The organism is Bradyrhizobium sp. CCBAU 51745 (genome assembly GCF_028128715.1).
Taxonomy (GTDB): domain Bacteria; phylum Pseudomonadota; class Alphaproteobacteria; order Rhizobiales; family Xanthobacteraceae; genus Bradyrhizobium; species Bradyrhizobium manausense.
Genome location: NZ_LBJP01000093.1, coordinates 549,273 through 569,600, shown reverse-complemented (window position 1 = coordinate 569,600; position 20,328 = coordinate 549,273). Strand labels below are relative to the sequence as shown.

General features: G+C 64.3%; 18 protein-coding genes. 3 read left to right on the top strand and 15 right to left on the bottom strand.

Annotation, left to right across the window (positions count from 1 at the left end; genetic code table 11):
* Window positions 1-5: 5 nt before the first annotated feature.
* Genes XH98_RS38850 through glpD form a run of 5 tightly spaced genes read right to left on the bottom strand, consistent with a single transcriptional unit; the run spans window position 6 to window position 5,514 of the window.
* Window positions 6-812, bottom strand: a complete 807-nt coding sequence (locus XH98_RS38850; RefSeq protein ID WP_057757005.1) for a carbohydrate ABC transporter permease — start codon at window positions 810-812, stop codon at window positions 6-8.
* Window positions 812-1,792 (bottom strand): carbohydrate ABC transporter permease, encoded by a 981-nt coding sequence (locus tag XH98_RS38845; protein WP_271621741.1) that lies wholly within the window; start codon window positions 1,790-1,792, stop codon window positions 812-814. The genes XH98_RS38850 and XH98_RS38845 overlap by 1 nt, the downstream gene beginning before the upstream one ends.
* Complete coding sequence (locus tag XH98_RS38840; protein WP_271621740.1) at window positions 1,792-2,877, bottom strand: ABC transporter ATP-binding protein; 1,086 nt, start codon at window positions 2,875-2,877, stop codon at window positions 1,792-1,794. Before XH98_RS38840 ends, XH98_RS38845 begins: the two co-directional genes overlap by 1 nt.
* 13 nt (window positions 2,878-2,890) lie before the next feature.
* Window positions 2,891-3,967, bottom strand: coding sequence for an ABC transporter ATP-binding protein (locus XH98_RS38835; protein WP_271621739.1), 1,077 nt, complete (start codon window positions 3,965-3,967; stop codon window positions 2,891-2,893).
* The gene (glpD, locus tag XH98_RS38830) at window positions 3,964-5,514 is read right to left on the bottom strand and encodes a glycerol-3-phosphate dehydrogenase (RefSeq protein WP_271621738.1); all 1,551 of its coding nucleotides are present in this window, start codon (window positions 5,512-5,514) and stop codon (window positions 3,964-3,966) included. Before glpD ends, XH98_RS38835 begins: the two co-directional genes overlap by 4 nt.
* Before the next feature lie 228 nt (window positions 5,515-5,742).
* Here glpD and XH98_RS38825 point away from each other — a divergent pair, with 228 nt between their 5' ends.
* Together XH98_RS38825 and XH98_RS38820 are read left to right on the top strand one after the other, a co-directional pair.
* Window positions 5,743-6,024, top strand: a complete 282-nt coding sequence (locus XH98_RS38825; protein ID WP_271621946.1) for a type II toxin-antitoxin system Phd/YefM family antitoxin — start codon at window positions 5,743-5,745, stop codon at window positions 6,022-6,024.
* Window positions 6,021-6,446 carry a type II toxin-antitoxin system VapC family toxin gene (locus XH98_RS38820; protein ID WP_271621737.1) on the top strand — a complete coding sequence of 142 codons (426 nt, stop codon included), beginning with the start codon at window positions 6,021-6,023 and terminating at the stop codon, window positions 6,444-6,446. Before XH98_RS38825 ends, XH98_RS38820 begins: the two co-directional genes overlap by 4 nt.
* Before the next feature lie 6 nt (window positions 6,447-6,452).
* Here XH98_RS38820 and XH98_RS38815 read toward each other — a convergent pair whose 3' ends face one another.
* Window positions 6,453-7,298 (bottom strand): DeoR/GlpR family DNA-binding transcription regulator, encoded by an 846-nt coding sequence (locus XH98_RS38815; protein ID WP_271621736.1) that lies wholly within the window; start codon window positions 7,296-7,298, stop codon window positions 6,453-6,455.
* 112 nt (window positions 7,299-7,410) lie between these two features.
* A complete protein-coding gene (locus XH98_RS38810) occupies window positions 7,411-8,085 on the bottom strand; it encodes an HAD family hydrolase (protein WP_271621735.1) in 675 nt (224 codons plus the stop codon).
* Between the two features lie 155 nt (window positions 8,086-8,240).
* On the opposite strand from XH98_RS38810, the gene XH98_RS38805 reads away from it, so the two are divergent.
* Window positions 8,241-8,633, top strand: a complete 393-nt coding sequence (locus XH98_RS38805) for a nuclear transport factor 2 family protein (protein WP_271621734.1) — start codon at window positions 8,241-8,243, stop codon at window positions 8,631-8,633.
* Between the two features lie 219 nt (window positions 8,634-8,852).
* Here the strand turns inward: XH98_RS38805 and XH98_RS38800 are convergent, their stop codons facing one another.
* The 8 genes from XH98_RS38800 to XH98_RS38765 form a co-directional block, all read right to left on the bottom strand.
* Window positions 8,853-9,044 (bottom strand): hypothetical protein, encoded by a 192-nt coding sequence (locus XH98_RS38800; protein ID WP_057756983.1) that lies wholly within the window; start codon window positions 9,042-9,044, stop codon window positions 8,853-8,855.
* 221 nt (window positions 9,045-9,265) lie between these two features.
* Window positions 9,266-9,676: an acyl-CoA thioesterase gene (locus tag XH98_RS38795; protein WP_271621733.1), complete on the bottom strand. Its 411-nt coding sequence runs from the start codon at window positions 9,674-9,676 to the stop codon at window positions 9,266-9,268.
* 7 nt (window positions 9,677-9,683) lie between these two features.
* A complete protein-coding gene (locus XH98_RS38790) occupies window positions 9,684-11,780 on the bottom strand; it encodes a 3-hydroxyacyl-CoA dehydrogenase NAD-binding domain-containing protein (RefSeq protein WP_271621732.1) in 2,097 nt (698 codons plus the stop codon).
* 2 nt (window positions 11,781-11,782) lie between these two features.
* A complete protein-coding gene (locus XH98_RS38785) occupies window positions 11,783-13,066 on the bottom strand; it encodes an acetyl-CoA C-acetyltransferase (protein ID WP_271621731.1) in 1,284 nt (427 codons plus the stop codon).
* Window positions 13,066-15,333, bottom strand: a complete 2,268-nt coding sequence (locus XH98_RS38780; protein ID WP_271621730.1) for an acyl-CoA dehydrogenase — start codon at window positions 15,331-15,333, stop codon at window positions 13,066-13,068. The genes XH98_RS38785 and XH98_RS38780 overlap by 1 nt, the downstream gene beginning before the upstream one ends.
* A 289-nt stretch (window positions 15,334-15,622) precedes the next feature.
* Complete coding sequence (locus XH98_RS38775) at window positions 15,623-16,246, bottom strand: flavin reductase family protein (RefSeq protein ID WP_271621729.1); 624 nt, start codon at window positions 16,244-16,246, stop codon at window positions 15,623-15,625.
* 156 nt (window positions 16,247-16,402) lie between these two features.
* The gene (locus tag XH98_RS38770) at window positions 16,403-17,002 is read right to left on the bottom strand and encodes a TetR/AcrR family transcriptional regulator (protein ID WP_271621728.1); all 600 of its coding nucleotides are present in this window, start codon (window positions 17,000-17,002) and stop codon (window positions 16,403-16,405) included.
* 33 nt (window positions 17,003-17,035) lie between these two features.
* The gene (locus tag XH98_RS38765) at window positions 17,036-20,173 is read right to left on the bottom strand and encodes an efflux RND transporter permease subunit (RefSeq protein WP_271621727.1); all 3,138 of its coding nucleotides are present in this window, start codon (window positions 20,171-20,173) and stop codon (window positions 17,036-17,038) included.
* Window positions 20,174-20,328 lie beyond the last annotated feature (155 nt).

Genomic DNA, 20,328 nt, shown 5'->3' with positions numbered 1-20,328 from the left:
CTCCCTTAGACGCGACCGAGCGCAAAACCGCGCGCGATGTAGTTGCGGACGAACCAGATCACGAGCGCGCCCGGAATGATGGTGAGAACGCCGGCGGCCGCCAGCAGGCCCCAATCCATGCCGGCTGCCGACACCGTGCGCGTCATGATCGCCGCGATCGGCTTGGCCTGCACCGAGGTCAGCGTCCGCGCCAGCAGCAGCTCGACCCAGGAGAACATGAAGCAGAAGAAGGCGGCGACACCGATGCCGCTCGCGATCAGCGGCACCAGGATGCGGACGAAGAAGCGCGGGAAGGAATAGCCGTCGAGGAAGGCCGTCTCGTCGATCTCGCGCGGCACGCCGGAGACGAAGCCCTCGAGGATCCACACCGCCAGCGGCACGTTGAAGATGCAGTGCGCGAGCGCAACCGCCCACGGCGTATCGAACAGGCCGATCGCCGAATAGAGGTTGAAGAACGGCAGCGCATAGACCGCCGCCGGCGCCATGCGGTTCGACAGCAGCCAGAAGAACAGGTGCTTGTCGCCGAGGAAGCGATAGCGCGAGAACGCATAGGCCGCAGGCAACGCCACCGAAATCGAGATGATGGTGTTGAGGACCACATATTCCAGCGAGTTGATATAGCCGGAATACCAGCTCTCATCGGTGAAGATGCGCTTGTAGTGCTGCAGCGTCGGGGTATGCGGCCACAGCGTCATCGTCGAGACGATTTCGCCGTTGGTCTTGAAGCTCATGTTGACGAGCCAGTAGATCGGCAACATCAGGAAGATCAGGAACAGCCCCATGATGAGGCGGCGGCCGGGGATCGAATGCATCAGGCCACTCCTTCCTTCGGCTTGAGCGCGGGCGCGGGCGCGGGCTGGAGCGCGCCCGCGGGCTTGGGCTCCGCCGCCGGCTCCTTCGCCGTCTGTGCCTTACGCTCGACGCCTGCATTGGTCATCACGGTGTAGAAGATCCAGCAGACGATCAGGATGATCAGATTGTAGACCAGCGAGAGCGCGGCGGCCTTGCCGAGGTCGAACTGGCCGAGCGCGATCTTGACGAGCTCGATCGACACGAAAGTGGTCGAGTTGCCGGGGCCGCCGCCGGTGACGACGAACGGCTCGGTATAGATCATGAAACTGTCCATGAAGCGCAGCAGCACCGCGATCAAGAGCACGCGGTTCATCTTCGGCAGCTGGATCGCCTTGAACACGGCCCAGCGCGAGGCGCCGTCGATCTGGGCGGCCTGGTAATAGGCCTCGGGAATCGACTTCAGGCCGGCGTAGCAGAGCAGCGCGACGAGGCTGGTCCAATGCCAGACGTCCATCACGATGACGGTGACCCAGGCATCGACTGCGTTGGCCACGTAGTTGTAGTCGAGGCCCATCGCATTGAGCGTATAGCCGAGCAGGCCGATGTCGGGACGGCCGAAGATCTGCCAGATCGTGCCGACGACGTTCCACGGAATCAGCAGCGGCAGTGCGAGGGTGACGAGGCAGGCGGCCACCGTCCAGCCCTGCCGCGGCATCGACAGCGCGACGACGATGCCGAGCGGCACCTCGATCGCGAGGATCACCAGCGAGAAGAACAGATTGCGCCCGAGCGAGGCCAGGAAGCGGCCGCCGAGATCGGTCGAGGGATCGAGCAATTCCTTGAACCAACCGACGCCGTTCCAGAAGAACTGGTTGTTGCCGAACGTGTCCTGCATCGAATAGTTCACCACCGTCATCAGCGGCAGCACCGCGGAGAAGGCGACGACCAGGAACACCGGCAGCACCAGGAACCAGGCTTTTTGGTTGATGGTCTTGTCCATCAGGCGGCTCCCTCAACCAGAAGGCTGTCGGCATAGACGTGGACGTGTGCCGGATCGAATTTCAGCCCGGCATTGCCGTCGGAGCCGGTGAAGCCGGCCGGCGCACGCGCCGCGATCCTGGCCTCGCCGAGGCGGACGCGCGCAAAACGGATGCGGCCGAGATCATCGATGCGCTCGATCTTTGCGCTGAGCAGGCCGGACGCCGGCGCAACCGCGTCGACGAATTCCGGACGCACGCCAATCTCGATCTTGGCGCCTGCGGGCAGGTTGTCGTAGCTGCGGTTGAGCGCAATGACATGGCCGTCGACCCTGGCCTGCCGTCCCTTCACCTCGGCCGGCAGGATGTTCATGCCGGGCGAGCCGATGAAATAACCGACGAAGGTGTGGGCGGGCTTGTCGAACAGCTCGGCCGGCGTGCCGCTTTGCACCACGCGACCGTCATGCATGACGACGACGGTGTCGGCGAAGGTCAGCGCCTCGGTCTGATCGTGGGTGACATAGATCATCGTGAGATCGAGCTCGCGATGCAGCGCCTTCAGCTTGGAGCGGAGCTGCCATTTCAATTCAGGATCGATCACCGTCAGCGGCTCGTCGAACAGCACGGCGGCGACATCGGAGCGGACGAGGCCGCGGCCGAGCGAAATCTTCTGCTTGGCGTCGGCGGTGAGCCGCGTCGCCTTGCGGTTCAGGTAGGGCTCGAGATCGAGCAGACGGCCGATCTCGGCGACGCGCTTGTCGATCTCGGCCTTGGGCACGCCGCGATTCTTCAGCGGAAATGCCAGGTTCTCCCCCACCGTCATGGTGTCGTAGATCACCGGGAACTGGAACACCTGGGCGATGTTGCGCTTCTGGGTCGACAGCGGTGTGATGTCCTGGCCGTCGAACAGGATTTTCCCGCGCGAGGGCGTGATGATGCCGGAGATCACGTTGAGCAGCGTGGTCTTGCCGCAGCCGCTTGGTCCGAGCAGCGCATAAGCGCCGCCCTGCCGCCAGGTCATGGTCACCGGCTTCAGCGCAAAGGTTTCCTGCGGCGCGGCATTGCCACCGTAGGAATGGGCGAGATCGACGAGGTCAATGCGGGCCATCGCGCATCTCCCCTTACGAGCTCGGAGCGGCGACCAAGCGGTCTGCCGCATCAAAGACGAAGATATCATTGGGATCGAGCACCGCATCGATGGTCTCACCCGGCTCGAACTCGTGCACGCCGTGCAGCACCGCAACCCAGTTCGATCCGTCGCGGGTCAAATGCACAAAACTCTCCGAACCGGTGATCTCGGTCACCGTCACAGTGGCATGAAAGGCGTGGCGATCAGTCTCGCCATTGGCGAGCGCAAGCTGGTGGGCGCGAAAACCGACGCGATAAGCGCCGTCGGCGAGCGACGAATAGAGGCCGGACGCCGGCGCGGCGATGCCTCCCGCATATTGCACGGAGCCGTTCTTCTTCTCGATGCCGACGAGGTTGAGCGGTGGATCGGAGAACACCTGCGCGACGCGCAACGTCTGGGGACGGCGGTAGACGCCGGGCGTCTCGCCGATCTGGAGCGCCTTGCCCTCCCACATGCACACCGTGTTGCCGCCGAGCAGCAGCGCCTCGGTCGGCTCGGTCGTGGCATAGACGAAGATCGCGCCTGAGGCCTCGAAGATGCGCGGCAGCTCGGCGCGCAGCTCTTCACGCAGCTTGTAGTCGAGATTGGCGAGCGGCTCGTCGAGCAGCACGAGGTCGGCGCCCTTCACCAGCGCGCGCGCCATCGCGGTGCGCTGCTGCTGGCCACCGGAGAGCTGGAGCGGCGTACGCTTCAGGAACGGCTCGAGCCGCAACAGCCTGGCGGCTTCCGCCACGCGCGTCTCGATCTCCTCGCGCGGCTTGCCCTGCACGCGCAAGGGCGAGGCGATGTTCTCGTAGACCGTCAGCGAGGGGTAGTTGATGAACTGCTGATACACCATTGCGACCGAACGCTGGCGCACGTCGATACCCGTGACGTCCTTGCCATTGACCAGCACCTTGCCCGTGGTCGGCTTGTCGAGGCCGGCGAGCAGGCGCATGATCGAGGTCTTGCCAGACAGTGTCGGTCCGAGCAGCACGTTGAGCGTGCCGCTCTCGAGCGTCAGCGAGACATCGCGGATATGCTCGATACCGTCGACGGTGCGGGTCACGTGCTCGAGTGTCACACTCATGAGCGTCCTCCTGCTTCCAGCAGAGGACTTTGCGATACAATTTGGGTCCTGATCCAGTCGTCCAGGGCGGCAATTTCGTCGGCAGATAGACGCAGGCCAAGCTTGGAACGGCGCCAGACGATATCCTCGGCGGTCACCGCCCATTCGTTCGTCATCAGGTAGCGAACCTCACGTTCGGTCAGAGTTGCGCCAAAGGCCTGGCCGAGATCGGCCGCCGATTTGGCGTCGCCAAGCAGCTTGATGGCGCGGGTGCCATAAGCGCGTGCGAGACGTCGCGCATGCCCGTGGCTCAGGAAAGGATAGCCGCGCTGGAGTTCGGCGATCAGACCATCGACGGCGGAAACGTCCATGTCACCGCCAGGCAGCGGCCATTTGCCGGTCCAGCCTTCGCGTGCTTTCGCACTGCGAAGATAGGGCGCGAGCCGCTCCAGCGCCTCTTCGGCAAGGCGGCGGTAGGTCGTGATCTTGCCGCCGTAGATCGACAGCAGGGGCGAACCGCCGGGCGTGTCGAGCTCGAACACATAGTCGCGGGTCGCGGCCTTGGCCTCGCTGGCGCCATCGTCATAGAGCGGACGTACGCCGGAATAGGTCCAGACCACGTCCTCAGGCGTCACGGGCTTGGCGAGATACTCGCTCGCGGCAGCGCAGAGATATTGGATCTCCTCCGCCGTCGCCTTCACCTTGGAGGGATCGCCGTCATAGTCGCGGTCGGTGGTGCCGATCAGCGTGAAGTCGTCCTGATAGGGAATGACGAAGATGATGCGGCCGTCAGCGTTCTGGAACATGTAGGCGCGGTCGTGGTCGTAGAGCTTCTTGACCACGATGTGCGAGCCCTGCACCAGCCGCACCTTGGCTTTCGCGTTGACGCCGGCACCGCGCCCGAGCACGTCCTCGACCCAGGGACCGCCGGCATTGACCAGGGCACGGGCCTGGATCTGCGAACGCGCACCGGTCAGCGTGTCGACCATGCTGACGGTCCAGACGCCGTCGGATTGCCTGATATCCGTCGCGCGGGTGCGGGTGCGGATCTCGGCGCCCTTGTCGGCGGCATCGCGCGCATTGAGCACGACCAGGCGGGCGTCATCGACGAAGCAGTCGGAATATTCGAATGCGCGGCTGTAGCGATTCGGGATCAGCGGCTTGCCGACCTCGTCGCGCCTGAGATCGAGCGAACGCGTCGCCGGCAGCAGATGGCGGCCGCCGATGTGATCATAGAGGAAGAGGCCGAGGCGCAGCAGCCAGGCCGGACGCAGTCCGGCGTGGTGCGGCAAAACGAAACGCAGCGGGCGAATGATGTGGGGCGCGATGCCCCAGAGGATCTCGCGCTCGATCAGCGCTTCGCGGACCAGCCGGAACTCGTAATATTCGAGATAGCGCAGGCCGCCATGCACCAGCTTGGTCGACCAGGACGACGTCCCGCTCGCCAGATCGTTCATTTCGCACAGGAAAACCGTGTTGCCGCGGCCCACGGCATCGCGCGCGATGCCGCAACCGTTAACACCGCCTCCAATGATGGCGAGGTCGAAAATACGCTCCAACAGACGCATCCCCCGGAAACCGCTCGTTCAGTCGAGCCGGCAGCTTTCGTTTTTGATTAGATCACACCAGAAAACGAAAGCAAGACGAAAGAGAGACGGAAAGAAGCGAAAATGGAACTTTCTGTGGGGCAGTTCGCCGTCAAATTGGGCAGCCAAAGTGGTGTCGCTGCACGCAGCCCCGCTCTTGAATGGTCATCTCACGCCTATATAGTCATAATAGTCATATTGGTTCTTGGCATGCCGGGTCGCAGCCCCCCTTCAGATTCACACCCCACCGACACGTGGACGCTCGCCAACGCGAAGGCCCGCTTGTCCGAGGTGGTCGACCGCGCCCAAACCGGTCCACAAATCATCACTCGTCATGGCAAGCCCAACGCCGTGGTGGTTTCCGCCGAAGAATGGGCGCGAAAGACTGCCCGCAAGGGCACGCTCGCCGAGTTTCTGCTGGCCTCGCCACTGCGCGGCGCTGAGCTCGAATTTGAACGCGTACATGACGAACCACGCGACGAGATACCGTGAACCTGCTCCTCGACACCGTTGTGCTGTCGGAGGTTCAACGGCCGGCGCCTTCTCCGAAAGTCATGGCGTGGCTCGATACGATTGATGAGGATCGCGCCTTCATCAGCGTTGCCACAATCGCCGAGCTTCGTCGCGGCGTTGCCCTGCTGGATGACGGACGCCGGCGTACGGCGCTAAGTGCCTGGCTAACCCATGATCTGCCGGCCCGTTTTGCAGATCGCATCTTGCCGATCGATCATGCCGTGGCTGAGCGCTGGGGCGATCTAATGGCGCAGAGTCGCCGCAATGGCATCGCGTTGTCGGTGATGGATGGATTCTTCGCGGCGACTGCACTCGCCAACACTCTCACGCTCGTCACCCGCAACGTGAAGGATTTTGCCGCGCTCGGCGTGCCGCTGCTCAACCCCTGGGACGGCGTGTAAAAACTCTTATCGTAGCCGCACCACGGGTGCGGCTTCAGGCGCCGCATCCTGCGCATCGACCTGGGGATCATCGATGTCCGCGCTCTTCGGCATCGCCTCCACCACCTCGATGCCCTTGCTGTGGCAGATCGTGGCCAGGCGCTCGGGCAGCTCCTGGTCGGTCACGAAGGTCTGGATCTGGGTCATGTGCGCAATGCGGACCGGCGCGCTGCGGCGAAGTTTTGTGGAATCGGCGACCAGCATGACGCTGCGGGCATTGGCGATGATGGCCTGCGCCACCTGCACCTCGCGATAGTCGAAGTCGAGCAGCGCGCCCTCCTCGTCGATCGCGGAGGCGCCGATGATGGCGTAGTCGACCTTGAACTGGCCGATCAGCTGCGTTGCGGTCGAGCCGACCACGGCGCCGTCCGCGCGGCGCACCGTACCGCCGGCGACCACCACCTCGATGCGGGGATGGCGGTAGAGCAGCATGGCGACATTGAGGTTGTTGGTGATGACCAGCAAATCCTCGTGCGAGGTCAGCGCGCTCGCCACCTCCTCCGTCGTGGTGCCGATGTTGATGAACAGCGAGCAGCCGTTCGGGATCAGCGATGCTGCGGCGGCGCCGATCGCCTTCTTCTCGTCGGCGGCCACGAAGCGCCGCGCCTCATAGGCGAGGTTTTCGACGCCTGAGGCGATGATGGCGCCGCCGTGGATACGGGTGAGCGATCGGCGCTCGCAGAGATCGTTGAGATCCTTGCGGATGGTCTGCGCCGAGACTTCGAACCGGCGCGCCAGCTCCTCGACCATGACGCGGCCGGAGGCGCGGGCGATGTTGAGAATCTCGGCTTGGCGATGGGTTAATCCGGTCACGGCAATGGCCTCAAATCAGAATGGTGCATGGTGCGGCTTCCCGCGCGCGCGGTCAATGCGCATGCCGATCACGGTTCACGGATGAAGCCCTTTTTTCTGACCGAACCAAGCCTTACCACGCCATGGCGCGCGCGAGCCGCGCGAGCAGCTCGGGATCGTCGAAGGCGCTGGCGGAGGCGACCGCGCCGGATCCGACAAGGTCAGCATCGCTAAGGCTGGTCCGGATGCCGATGGTCGGGATACCGGCGGCGGTGGCCGACTGCACGCCGGAGCGGGAATCCTCAAAGGCGATCGAGGCTGCCGCGCTGGCACCGACGAAGCGCAGCCCCTCCTGATAGGGCAGCGGATGCGGCTTGCCGTATGGCAGCTCGTCGCCGATCACAAGTGCCTTGAAGCGCTGCGTGATGCCGAGGCCGGAGAGCAACAGCTCGGCATTGAGACGCGGCGCGTTGGTGACGGCGACCATGGGAATGCCGGCAGCATCGGCGCGGTCGAGCAGCTCCATCAGGCCCGGCAACGGTTCGATCTGCCCCGCGACCAGGTCGCGGAACACTGCTTCCTTCTCACCGAGAATCTCGGCGCGGCGCTCCAATGTCTCGTCAGGCAAAAAGCGTTCACCGATCGAGACGTTGGCGAAGCCTTGCAGCTCCCTGGAGAAGCGCGCGTGGTCGAAGACATGGCCGTGCGGGCCCAGCACCTGATTGAACGCCCTCAAGTGCAGCGGGTCGGTGTTGGCGAGCGTGCCGTCGATGTCGAACAGCAATGCCCTGCCCAGTCCCTGGATCATATCGTGTTCCTCTCGCGCACGGCGCAACGATGCGCGAGACGTATCAACTTGGCCCTAATGACGCAATGCAGCCCGTTGCGGCGATGGCGACGTGACACTCGACAAAATCGAATGCGGCTGCGACATTGGCCGCAACATCAAGAATGGAGGATACGATGACACTCGATCGCGATCACGCCGCCAGGACCGACCTTGAGGCGGTGGCACAAAAAGTCGAGGCTTTTCGCCTCGCCCAGATCGCGGCCGATCCAAAGGCGCTCAGTGCGCTATGCGCGGACGATCTGAGCTACAGCCATTCCAACGGCTTCCTCGAGGACAAGGCAGCCTTCGTCGCCAATGCCACGGACGGCAAGACGAAATTTCTGTCGATTGCGTACAAGGATCCGACCATCAAGATCGTCGGCCCTGCCGCGATCGTCCGCTTCCACTGGATGGCCGAGCTGATGACCGACGGAAAGAAAGTGGCAAACAGCCTCCACATCCTGATGAACTGGCAGAAACAGGGCGACGAGTGGAAGCTGTTGTCGCGCTCCGCGACGAAATTGTGATCATGCTCTTTCCCTCTCCCCTTGAGGGAGAGGGTGGCTCGCCGTGTTAGCGGCGAGACGGGTGAGGGGTATCTCTCCTCACGAACGATCTTGCGAGTTGGAGAGATACCCCTCATCCGGCGCTTCGCGCCACCTTCTCCCACAAGGGGAGAAGGAAAAGGCAACGGCATCAAGGGCTGCAAAAATTTCCGACCACGCTCCGGCGCTCGGGAGCGGCTACTACGCCGCCTCCTTCACATCGCCGTTCACCAGCTTGCGCGCAGCACGTTCGGCTTCGCGGGCGTTGCGGAAGAGCTGGCCTTCGAGGCGATTGAATTGATGGGACGAGGCGAAGAAGCGGTAGCCTCCCTGACCGCGCACGACGATGCCCGCGGTCTCTGAGTTAACTTCGATAATGTAGCTATCTGGCATGGCCCGTGGATTCCTCAGTGCGGGCAAATAACGACGATTTTGCCCAAAGGTTCCTGAGGGCAAATCGGCCGTTCCACCCCGAATCGACGGGCTATTGAGTACGCCGGGACCTCATCCGTTTTGTGACCTGTTCTTGGCAAAGAAGCGACGGGTTGACTCATCAGTGCCGCGTTTCGCGATGCCGCAAGTTTTCGGGAGACGGGACGAAGCGCCGCGCGCGATTACGTCGCGATTGGCGGATCGTTTCGATGGATCACTTGTGGGTGGCCGTGATCGTCGATCGAGACATAGGTGAAGTTGCCGTCGGTCACGAGCATCGGTTGCAGCTCGCGCCGCCGCAGCGCCCAGGCTTCGAGATGGACTGTCATCGAGGTGCGGCCCACGCGCACGAGGGTGGCGTAGACGGAGACGAGATCGCCGACATAAACCGCTTTGCGAAAATTCATCGCCTCGATCGCGACCGTAACAGTGCGCGACTTCGCGACTTTCGAGGCGAACACGCCGCCGCCGACATCCATCTGGCTGAGCAGCCAACCGCCAAAGATGTCGCCATTGGCATTGGTGTCGGCGGGCATCGCCAAGGTGCGGATGCAGAGATCGCCGCTCGGTTCGGTGTCGGACGTTTCAGTCATGTGGATCTCACTTGAAATTGTCCCAGCCCGGATCGGGCGCGAAGCGTTCGCCGAATCGCTCGGCCAACGCGCGCAAGCTGGATACAATATTTTCCACGCCGCGCGTGCGCGCATAGTTCAGGGGACCGCCGCGGAACGGCGCATAACCCGTGCCGAAGATCATGGCGCCGTCGACCGCATCGCCATCGTCGACGATGCCTTCGCGCAGGGCTGCGACACAGACATTGGACATCGGCAGCACCAGGCGGTCGATCATCTGATCGGTGACGCGCGGACCGGTCTCGGGTAATGGCGCCTTCTCGGCCTTGCCGTCCTTCCAGGTGTAAAAGCCCTTGCCGGACTTGCGGCCGAGCTCGCCCTTGGCGACCTTCTCGCGCAGCCAGGCCGGCGTCGGCGGCAGCATGTCGCCGAACTTGGCGCGGAGCATGTCGCCGACATCGAGGCAGATATCGAGACCGACCTGGTCGGCGAGCTCGATCGGTCCCATCGGCATGCCAAACTGTTCCGCCGCCGCATCAATCAGGCGCTGGTCGGTCTTCTCGTCCAGCATCACCATGGCTTCGAGCATATAGGGCGTCAGCGCGCGGTTGACGAGGAAGCCGGGCGAACTCTTGACCGCGAGCGGCAGGCGATCGATCGCGCCGACAAACTCGAGCGCTTCCTTCAGCACTTGCGCGTCGTTGCCGTCATGGCTGACGACCTCGACCAGTTGCAGGCGCGATACTGGATTGAAGAAATGCAGGCCGGCCAGCCGTTCCGGCCGCCTCAGCGTGGTGCGCAAATCCTGAAGCGGAATGCTCGACGTGTTGGTCGCAAGGATCGCTCCGGGCTTCATCCTGGGCTCGAGGCCGGCATAGACCTTCTGCTTCAGCTCGAGCTTTTCCGGCACCGCCTCGATGATGAGATCGGCATTGCGGACGCCCTCGCCGTCCATGTCCGGGATCAGCCGATCGAGCGCGTCGCGCACCTCGGTCGGCTTGCGGATGATCTTGCCGTAGAGCTCGGCGGCGCGCTTCACTGCGCCCGCGATCGGCTCGGCCTTCATATCTGCCAGGGAGACGCGCAGCCCCTGCCCGGCGACCCAAGCCGCGATGTCGCCACCCATGGCGCCGGCGCCGATAACATGGACGTGCTTGATCGTGTTGCCGGAGCCTGCAGCTTTCTTCATCTGCTCGCGCAGGAAGAAGACGCGAATCAGATTCTGCGCGGTTGGCGTCACCATCAGCCTGGCGAAGGAGGCCTGCTCCGCCTGCAGCATCGCGGCCTTGCTGCCGCCATGCGTCTCCCAGAGATCGATCAGCGCGTAGGGCGCGGGATAGTGCTCGCGCGGCGCGGCCTTCGCCGTCTCGGTGCGCATGCGCTTGGCAAGCAGCCCGCGCACGGGGCCGAGATTGGCCGCACGGGTGAGCAGGCCGGGCTTCGCCCGCTTCAGGCGGCCGAACAACACGTCCTTCACGGCGCCCCTGACGTGACGCTCCTGCGTCACGCTGTCGACGAGGCCAAGCACTTTGGCACGGCGTGCATCGATGGTACGGCCGGTCAGCATCAGCGCCATGGACTGAGTCGGATTGACCAGCGTCGTGAAGCGCGCGGTGCCGCCGAGGCCGGGATGCAGGCCCAGCATCACCTCCGGGAAGCCGAAGCGCGCGCCGTCGATGGCGATGCGCGACTGGCAGGCGAGCGCGACCTCGAGCCCGCCCCCGAGGCAGAAACCGTGAATGACCGCGACCGTCGGCAGCTTGAGAGCTTCCAGATGATCGACCACCGCATGCGCGGCTCGGATTCGCGTTTCCACCACCTTGGGATCGGACGCACCGCGGAATTCGTTGACGTCGGCGCCGGCGATGAAGCCGGACGGTTTCGCCGAACGGATCACGAGGCCAGCGGGGCGCTCGGTCTCGATCGCCGCGAGGGCGGCGTCGAACTCCTCCATCACATCGGAGGACAGCGTGTTGGCACTGGAATCGGCACGATCGAACAACAGCCAGGCGACGCCGTCGGCGTCACGCGTCAGCTTGAAGTGCTTGTAGGGACCATCTGCTGCCGGCGGGGGCCCGAGCGAGAGCACGCGATCGCCGAGCGCGGTCATGATTTTTGAATCCATGGTCACACCGCCTCGATCAGCATGGCGCCGCCGAGCCCGCCACCGATGCATTCGGTGGCAATCCCGCGCCGCGTGCCGAGCCGCTTCATCGCATTGACGAGATGAAGCACGATGCGGTTGCCTGAGGTGCCGACGGGATGGCCGAGCGAAATGGCGCCGCCATCGACGTTGAGTTTTTCGCGATCAATCTCGCCGGCGGCGCCGTCGAGCTTGAGAATCTCGCGGCAGAACTTGTCGTCGTTCCAGGCGGCGAGGCAGCCGAGCACTTGCGTGGCAAAGGCCTCGTTCAGCTCCCAGGTCTCGACGTCCTGGAGGGTGAGGTTGTTGCGGGTCAGAAGCGGCGTCGCCGACATCACGGGGCCGAGCCCCATGATGCTGGGATCGAGCGCGGCCCAGTTACTGTCGACGATCGCGGCTTTCGGCGTCAGCTTGTGTTTTGCCACAGCCGCGTCAGAGGCGAGGATCACCCACGATGCGCCATCGGTGATCTGTGAGGAATTGCCGGCGGTGACCTGGCCCCAGGGACGCTCGAACACCGGCCGGAGTTTTGCCAGCGTCTCGGCCGTGGAGTCCGGCCGCACGCCGTCGTCGTGGTCGAAGAATTTGCCGTCTCGGGAGAACGCAGTTTCGACCTCGCCTTTCAGGAAGCCTTCGGCCTGTGCATGGGCGAGCCGGCGATGGCTTTCGGCGGCATAGGTATCGGACTGCGCGCGGGTGATGCCGAAGAGATGACCGACGACTTCGGCGGTCTGGCCCATGTTCAGTTCGGTGATGGGGTCGGTGAGCCCGCGCTCGAGGCCGATGATCGGCCTGAGATAGCGCGGCCGCAGCTTGAACGCTGCGGCGAGCTTCGCGGCTAGGCCTTTGGCCGTGGCGAGGCCAGCGAACCAGCGCACGCCGGAATTCGGCCAGACCAGCGGCGCGTGGCTCAGCGCCTCGGTGCCACCCGCCAAAATCATGTCGGCATGGCCCTCGCGGATATAGCGATAGGCGGTGTCGATCGACTGCATCCCGGAGCCGCAATTGATCTGCACGGTGAAGGCAACCATGTCTTCGCCCATGCCGAGCCGGAGTGCGGCGACGCGGGCCGGATTCATCTCGTCGGCGATGACGTTGACGCAGCCGAGGATGACCTGGTCGAAATCCGTTGGCGCAAACGGCTGGCGCGCCAACAGCGGCCGGCCGCATTGCATGGCAAGATCGACGGGCGTGAACGGCCCCGGCCCGGATCTCGCCTTCAGAAACGGCGTCCGGCTGCCGTCGATGATGAATACCGGTCGTGCCATCAGCTCGCCGCCCTCTGTTCACCGAGTTCCTGGAAGAACTGATGCACGTCGCCGATTTTCTTGTAAATCGGCGACAGCGCCTCCGGCGCAAAATCGTCGACCTCGATGACGCTTGTGACCGCTGCATGAGCGGAAGCGAGCTGCTCGCCTTCGGCCTGCGTGATCGCGCCCTTGGTCACCGCGTCCTTCCAGTCCCGGACATGCGCGGCGCGCACGCGCTTGGCAATGGCGTCGGTCGCCGCGACCAGCTTGAAGGCGCGCTCCAGCCGGGCGAAGCCACTGTCGTCATCGACATGGGCGAGATCCGGCGTGAGGCGCTCACGTGCGGCCGAGGGCTCGAGCACGAGGCTGGCGCATCGATGCACGACGCGATCGGAGGGACCGAGTACGCGGGCACCGAAGGGCTGGACCACGAGCTTGAGGATGACGGCGACGAAGCGGTTCGGCAAATTGGCGAGGATTTCGGCAAACCTCGCTTCGATGGTCTTGAAGCCCGTCGCCATGCACCATTCCAGCGCGGCAAAATCCTCCTTCTGCCGACCCTCGTCCTGCCAGCGTTTCAGCGCGGCCGAGAGCAGGTACAGCTCGGAGAGGATGTCGCCGAAACGCGCCGACAACATCTCCTTGCGCTTGAGCGCGCCGCCAAGCGTCAGCAGCGCCATATCCGCGCAAAGCGCGAACGCGGCGGAGTAGCGCGAGAGCTGGCGATAGAACGGTGTCGCATCGCCGGCATCCGGCGCCAGCGCGAAAGCGCCAAAAGTCCAGCTTCGTCCGAAGGCGCGGAGCAGCGTCTGGAAGCTGTGACCGACATGTTTCCAGAACGCCCTGTCGAACGCGGTAAGCCCGCGCTCGCGGTCGGCGTCCGCAAGCGCGTTCATCTCGTCGAGCAGATAGGGATGGGCGCGGATTGCACCCTGCCCGAATATGATCAGGTTGCGCGTCAGGATGTTGGCGCCCTCGACGGTGATGCCGACAGGCACGGCGCGGTGCAGATTGCCGATATAGTTTTGCGGGCCGTCGATCACGGCCTTGCCGCCGTGGATGTCCATGGCATCGTCGATCGCGATGCGCATGCGTTCGGTCGCATGCAGCTTCATGATGCCCGATATCACGGCGGGGTGGACGCCGGCATTCAGCGCCGCGCAAGTGAGCCGCCGCGCGGCGTCGAGCTGGTAAGCGGTGGCGACGATGCGCGCGAGCGGCTCTTCGACGCCCTCGAACCTGGAAATGGAGATGCCGAACTGCTCGCGGATGCGGGCATAGGCACCGGTGGTGCGCGCCGCATAGGCGGCACCGGCCGCAGAGAGAGAGGGCAGCGAAATGCCGCGGCCGGCAGCGAGTGCCGTCATCAGCATCTTCCAGCCCTGGCCCAGCCGTTCCTGGCCGCCAATGACATAGTCGAGCGGAATGAAAACGTCGCGGCCCCGGTTCGGGCCGTTCTGGAATACCTGCATCGACGGCAGATGGCGGTGGCCGATCTCGACGCCGGGCAGATGGGTCGGGATCAGCGCGACGGTGATGCCGAGCTCTTCCTGATCGCCGACGAGATGATCGGGATCATAGGCTTTGAAGGCGAGGCCGAGCAGCGTCGCGACGGGGCCGAGCGTAATGTAGCGCTTATGCCAGTTCAGCCGGAGACCTGTGACCTCCCGGCCCTCGAACACACCCTTGCAGATGATGCCGCTGTCGACCATCGAGGCGGCGTCGGAGCCCGCCTCCGGGCTGGTGAGGCCGAAGCAGGGAATGTCGCGGCCGTCGGCAAGCCGCGGCAGCCAGCGCTCCTGCTGCTCTTTCGTGCCGAAGCGCATCAGGAGCTCACCGGGGCCAAGCGAGTTCGGCACCATCACCGTGACGGCGGCAGCGATCGAGCGGGTCGAGATTTTCCGCACCACTTCCGAATGGGCATAGGGCGAGAAGCCGAGGCCGCCGAATTGCTTCGGGATGATCATGCCGAAGAACTTCTCGCGCTTGATGAAGGTCCAGGCGTCCTGCGGCAGGTCGCGCCACTCCCAGAAGATCTTCCACTCGTCGAGCATGGCGCAGAGCTCATCGACGGGGCCGTTGAGGAAGGCGCGCTCCTCGGCGGTCAATGTCGCCTGCGGGGTCTTCAGCAGCTTCGACCAGTCGGGGTTGCCGGTGAAGAGGTCAGCGTCCCACCAGACGTCGCCAGCCTCCAGCGCCTCGCGCTCGGTGTCGGACATCGCCGGCAGCACGCCGCGGGCCCAGGAGAAGATCGGTTTTGTCAGTCTGTCGCGGCGGAAGCTCATGGCGGACCTCATGGATCGGCGCGGTGACAGGGCATTTTAGCGGAAAGTGGCCGCTGGAGGGGAACATCTCGCCTGCGACATTGACGCGGTCGGGCGGCCGCTCGAACCATAACGGCCTGGGCGCGGGGACAGTTCCGGGAGGGTTCGGGGACAGCATCTCGGCCGTCATTCCCGGGCGCGCCGTCAGGCGCGAGCCCGGAATCCATCGTGCGGCAGCGTTGGTCGATGAATGGATTCCGGGTTCGACGCTACGCGTCGCCCCGGAATGACGTGTGGAGCGAGACGCGACCTAATCCGGCCGGACCATCTCGAACATGTTTTCCGGCTTGATCTCGAAATAGTCGCCGCGGCGGCCTGCGCGCACGATCGGGCGGGCCGCCGCGGTCTGGTAGACGCCGTCCTTGATCATGGCCTTGTCGATGTGGACGGCCACGACCTCGCCGAGCGTCAGCCAGGCATTCGCCTCCTTGCCGTCGGCACCCTTGAGACGGACGATATCGGACACCTTGCACTCGAAGGCGACCGGGCTCTCGCCGACGCGCGGCACGTTGACGAGCTTGCCCGGGACCGCCGTCAACCCTGCGAGCTTGAACTCATCGACCTCGGGCGCGACATGCGCGGCGGTCGCATTCATCTGCTTGGCCAGATCCATGGTGGCGAGATTCCAGACGAACTCCCCGGTCTGCTGGATGTTCTCGACCGAGTCCTTCCAGTGGGTGGAGGAGAAGCCGATGATCGGCGGCACGTAAGCGAAGGCGTTGAAGAAGCTATAGGGCGCGAGATTGACGTGGCCCTTGGCATCGCGGGACGAGATCCAGCCGATCGGCCGCGGCGCAATAATGGCGTTGAAAGGGTCGTGCCTGAGGCCGTGGCCCTTGGAAGGTTCGTAGAAATGCAGGTCTTTCTCTGTCACGCGCTGGCTCTCCACTCTCCGTCATTCCGGGGCGCGCGCAGCGCGAACCCGGAATCTCGAGATTCCCCGGTGCGCCATTGCGCACCTGAGGTTCGATGCTTCGCATCGCCCCGGAATGACGGCAAGTGGGTTTATAGGGGGAAACCCGCTCGCCCGTCAGTGGCGCGGGGACAGACCGGCGATGACGAAATCGATCATCTGGTCGATGGTCGGACCCGGCTTGGTGGCGCACTGGGCGATCATCTGGGGGTGGAAGAAGCGGATCATCGCGCTGCAGGCGCAGAGCGCGGCCAGATGCAGGTCCGGCGCCTCGAACTCCCCGGAGGCGACGCCCTGCGCGATCATCTGGCCGATCATTCCGGCGACGCATTCCATATGGGTGACGCAGACGTCCCAGTCCTCCTCCATCGCGACCGCGACCATCTCGTGCAGCTTGTTGTCGCCGACATAGCGCTCGGTGTTCATGCGATTGACGGTGGTGAGCAGCTCGCGGAAGCGCGGCAGCACCGGACCGGGCCGCGCCACGATCCGCTGCGCCTCCAGCTCGACCTCGCCCATCAGCGAGCGCGCCACCGCCTGATGGATCGCCTTCTTCGATTCGAAGAAGCGATACACGTTGGCGGGGCTCATCCTGAGCTCCTTGGCGATGTCGCCGACCGTGGTCTTCTGGTAGCCGATCTGACGGAACAGCCGCTCGGCCACCTCGAGGATGCGATCCCGGGTGTCGACTTCGATATGTTCCGAAACAAGGGCCATCAGTCAGGACTCGTTGGTCAGCAGTCTTCTCATCTATTCAGCCGCTTCGGCAAGCGGAATTGCGTGCGGGTCATCGCTGCCATGTTGCGGTGCGGCAGGCTGCTCGGGCGTTCCGGCCTCGTCCAGGCTCTTGCGGAACCAGAGGGCGTAGAGGCCCGGCAGGTACAGCAGCGTCAGGAACGTCGCGACGAACAGGCCGCCCATGATGGTAATCGCCATCGGGCCCCAGAACGCTGAGCGCGACAGCGGTATCATGGCCAGGATGGCGGCGAGCGCCGTCAGCACCACGGGACGGGCGCGGCGGACGGTCGCCTCCACGATCGCCTCGCGGCGGGTCAGGCCGTGGCTGACGTCGGTCTCGATCTGGTCGACCAGGATGACGGTGTTGCGCATGATCATGCCGGCGAGCGCGATCAGGCCGAGCAGCGCCACGAACCCAAACGGGGCATTGGCGATGTTGAGGCCGAAGGAGGCGCCGACAATGCCGAGCGGCGCGGTCAGGAACACCAGGAACAGGCGTGAGAAGTTCTGCAACTGGATCATCAGCAGCGTCAGCATCACCATGACCATCATCGGAAAGAGGATGAAGATCGAGGCATTACCCTTGGCGGATTCCTCGAACGCACCGCCCGGCTCGATGCGGTAGGCCGGCTCGAGGCCGTCCTTGATCGCCTGAAGCTTCGGCGTGATCTGGTTGGTGACATCAGGCGCCTGCACGCCGTCGACGACGTCGGAGCGCACCGTGATCGCCATGTCGCGGTTGCGCCGCCACATGATCGGCTCCTCGTGGGCGTATTCGATCTTGGCGATCTGCTGCAGCGGCACGGCAACACCGTTCTTCGAGGTGATGGTGAGATCGCCGACGCCGCCGAGGTCGAGACGTTCGGACGGGACCGCACGGGCGACCACGCCAACCTTCTCGATGCCGTCACGCACGGTCGTGACCTGAGCGCCGGAGATCAGCATGGCCAGCGCCTGCGAGACCTCCTGCGGGGTCAAGCCCATGGCGCGGGCGCGGTCCTGGTCGACGACGAGCTTGAGGTAGGGCGACTGCTCGTTCCAGTCGAGCTGGACGTCCTTGACGTTCTTGTTCTCGCGCATGACGTCGCGAACCTGGTAGGCGATCTCGCGCACCTTGTTGGCGTCAGGCCCGATCACGCGGAACTGCACGGGGAAGCCGACGGGAGGGCCGAAATTGAAGCGGTCGACGCGGACGCGCGCTTCGGTGAGCATGCCGTCGGCGACGGCGCCCTCGATCTTGGCCTTGACGCGCTCGCGCCCCTCGACGCCCTTGGCGACGATGACGATCTCGGCGAACGCCTCATTCGGCAGTTGCGGGTTGAGGCCGAGCCAGAAGCGCGGCGAGCCCTGGCCGACATAGGAGGTGTAGGTCTCGATGTCCTTGTCGTCCTTCAGCAGCGTCTCGGCCTTCTTCACGGCCTTCTCGGTGACGTTGAAGGCGGTGCCCTCAGGCAGGCGCAGCTGGAGGAACAGCTCGGGCCGCTCCGACAGGGGGAAGAACTGCTGCTGGACATGGCCGAAGCCGACGATCGCGGCCACGAACACGCCAACGGTCGCGGCCACCACGGTGATGCGGTGGTTGACGCACCATTGCACGACGGCACGCAAGCCGCGGTACATGCGGGTCTCGTAGACCGCATGCGGATCGTGGTTGGCGTGGACCTTGATGTTCGGCAGCAGCTTGACGCCGATATAGGGCGTGAAGATCACCGCCACGAACCAGGAGGCGATCAGCGCAATCGCCACGATCCAGAAGATGCTGCCGGCATATTCGCCGACCGCGGAATTGGCAAAGCCGATGGGGAGGAAGCCAGCGGCCGTGACCAGCGTTCCCGTGAGCATCGGAAACGCAGTTGATTCCCAGGCAAAGGACGCCGCGTGCATGCGGTCCCAGCCCTGCTCCATCTTCACCACCATCATCTCGACCGCGATGATGGCATCATCCACGAGAAGCCCGAGCGCGATGATCAGCGCGCCGAGCGAGATGCGGTGCAGGTCGAGCGACATCGAGTTCATGACGATGAAGACGATACCGAGCACCAAGGGCACGGACAGCGCGACCACGATGCCGGTGCGCCAGCCGAGCGCCAGGAACGAGACGAACAGCACGATCGCGAGCGCTTCCATGAAGGAGTGCACGAACTCGCCGACGGCATGCTCGACCACCTTGGGCTGATCGGCGATCAGCGAGACGTCCACGCCTTGCGGCACCGCCTTCATGAATTCGGCGGTCGCTTTCTCGACGTCCTTGCCGAGCTCGAGGATGTTGGCGCCCTTGGCGGTGACGACGCCGATGCCGATCGCCGGCTTACCTTCCTGACGGACGACGAAGCTCGGCGGATCGACATAGCCGTGGGTGACGGTGGCGATGTCGCCGAGGCGGAAGACACGGCCATTGCTTTCGACCGGGGTCTCGGCCACGGCCTTGGCGCCGTCGAGCGCGCCGGTGACGCGCAGCGGCACGCGCTGCGACGAGGTCTCGACCGTGCCGGCCGGCGTCACGTTGTTCTGCTTGGCGAGCGAATCGAACAGCGCCTGCGGCGTGATGCCGAGCGTGGCGAGCTTGGCGTGCGAAAACTCGACGTAGATGCGCTCGTCCTGGTTGCCGTACATGTCGACCTTGGTGACACCGGGCACCTTGAGGAGGCGCTGGCGGAAACCTTCCGCGACCTTCTTGAGCTGGGCGTAGTCGGCGCCGTCACCGGTCATCATGTAGAGGATGGAATCGACGTCGGAGAATTCGTCGTTGACGACGGGTCCGAGAATGCCGGCCGGCAACTGGCCCTGCACGTCGACCAGCTTCTTGCGCAGCAGATAAAAGAGATACGGCACGTCCTTTGGCGGCGTGGAATCGCGGAAGGTGACCTGGAGCGCGGTGAAGCCCGGCTTGGAATAGGTTTGCACCTTCTCGAAATAGGGCAGCTCCTGGATCTTCTTCTCGATGGGATCGGCGACCTGGGCCTGCATCTCCTGTGCGGTCGCCCCCGGCCACAGCACGGACACGTTGACCACCTTCACCGTGAAGAACGGATCTTCGGCGCGGCCGAGCTTCTGATAGGAGAAGAAGCCGGCAACGCCGAGCACGAGCATCAGGAACAGGACCAGCGTCGGATGGCTGACGGCCCAGGCCGAAAGGTTGAAGCGCTTCATCGCCCTCTCCGGAAAATCGATCCAATTGCCCAAACGACAGCCGCTCTGATCAACCGTCGTCGCGAGGCAGCGAAGCAATCCAGGGGGCTGGGCAGGTTCTGGATCGCTTCGCCGCTTCAGCCTTTGCGTAGGGGCAAAGGCAGAAGCTCACCTCA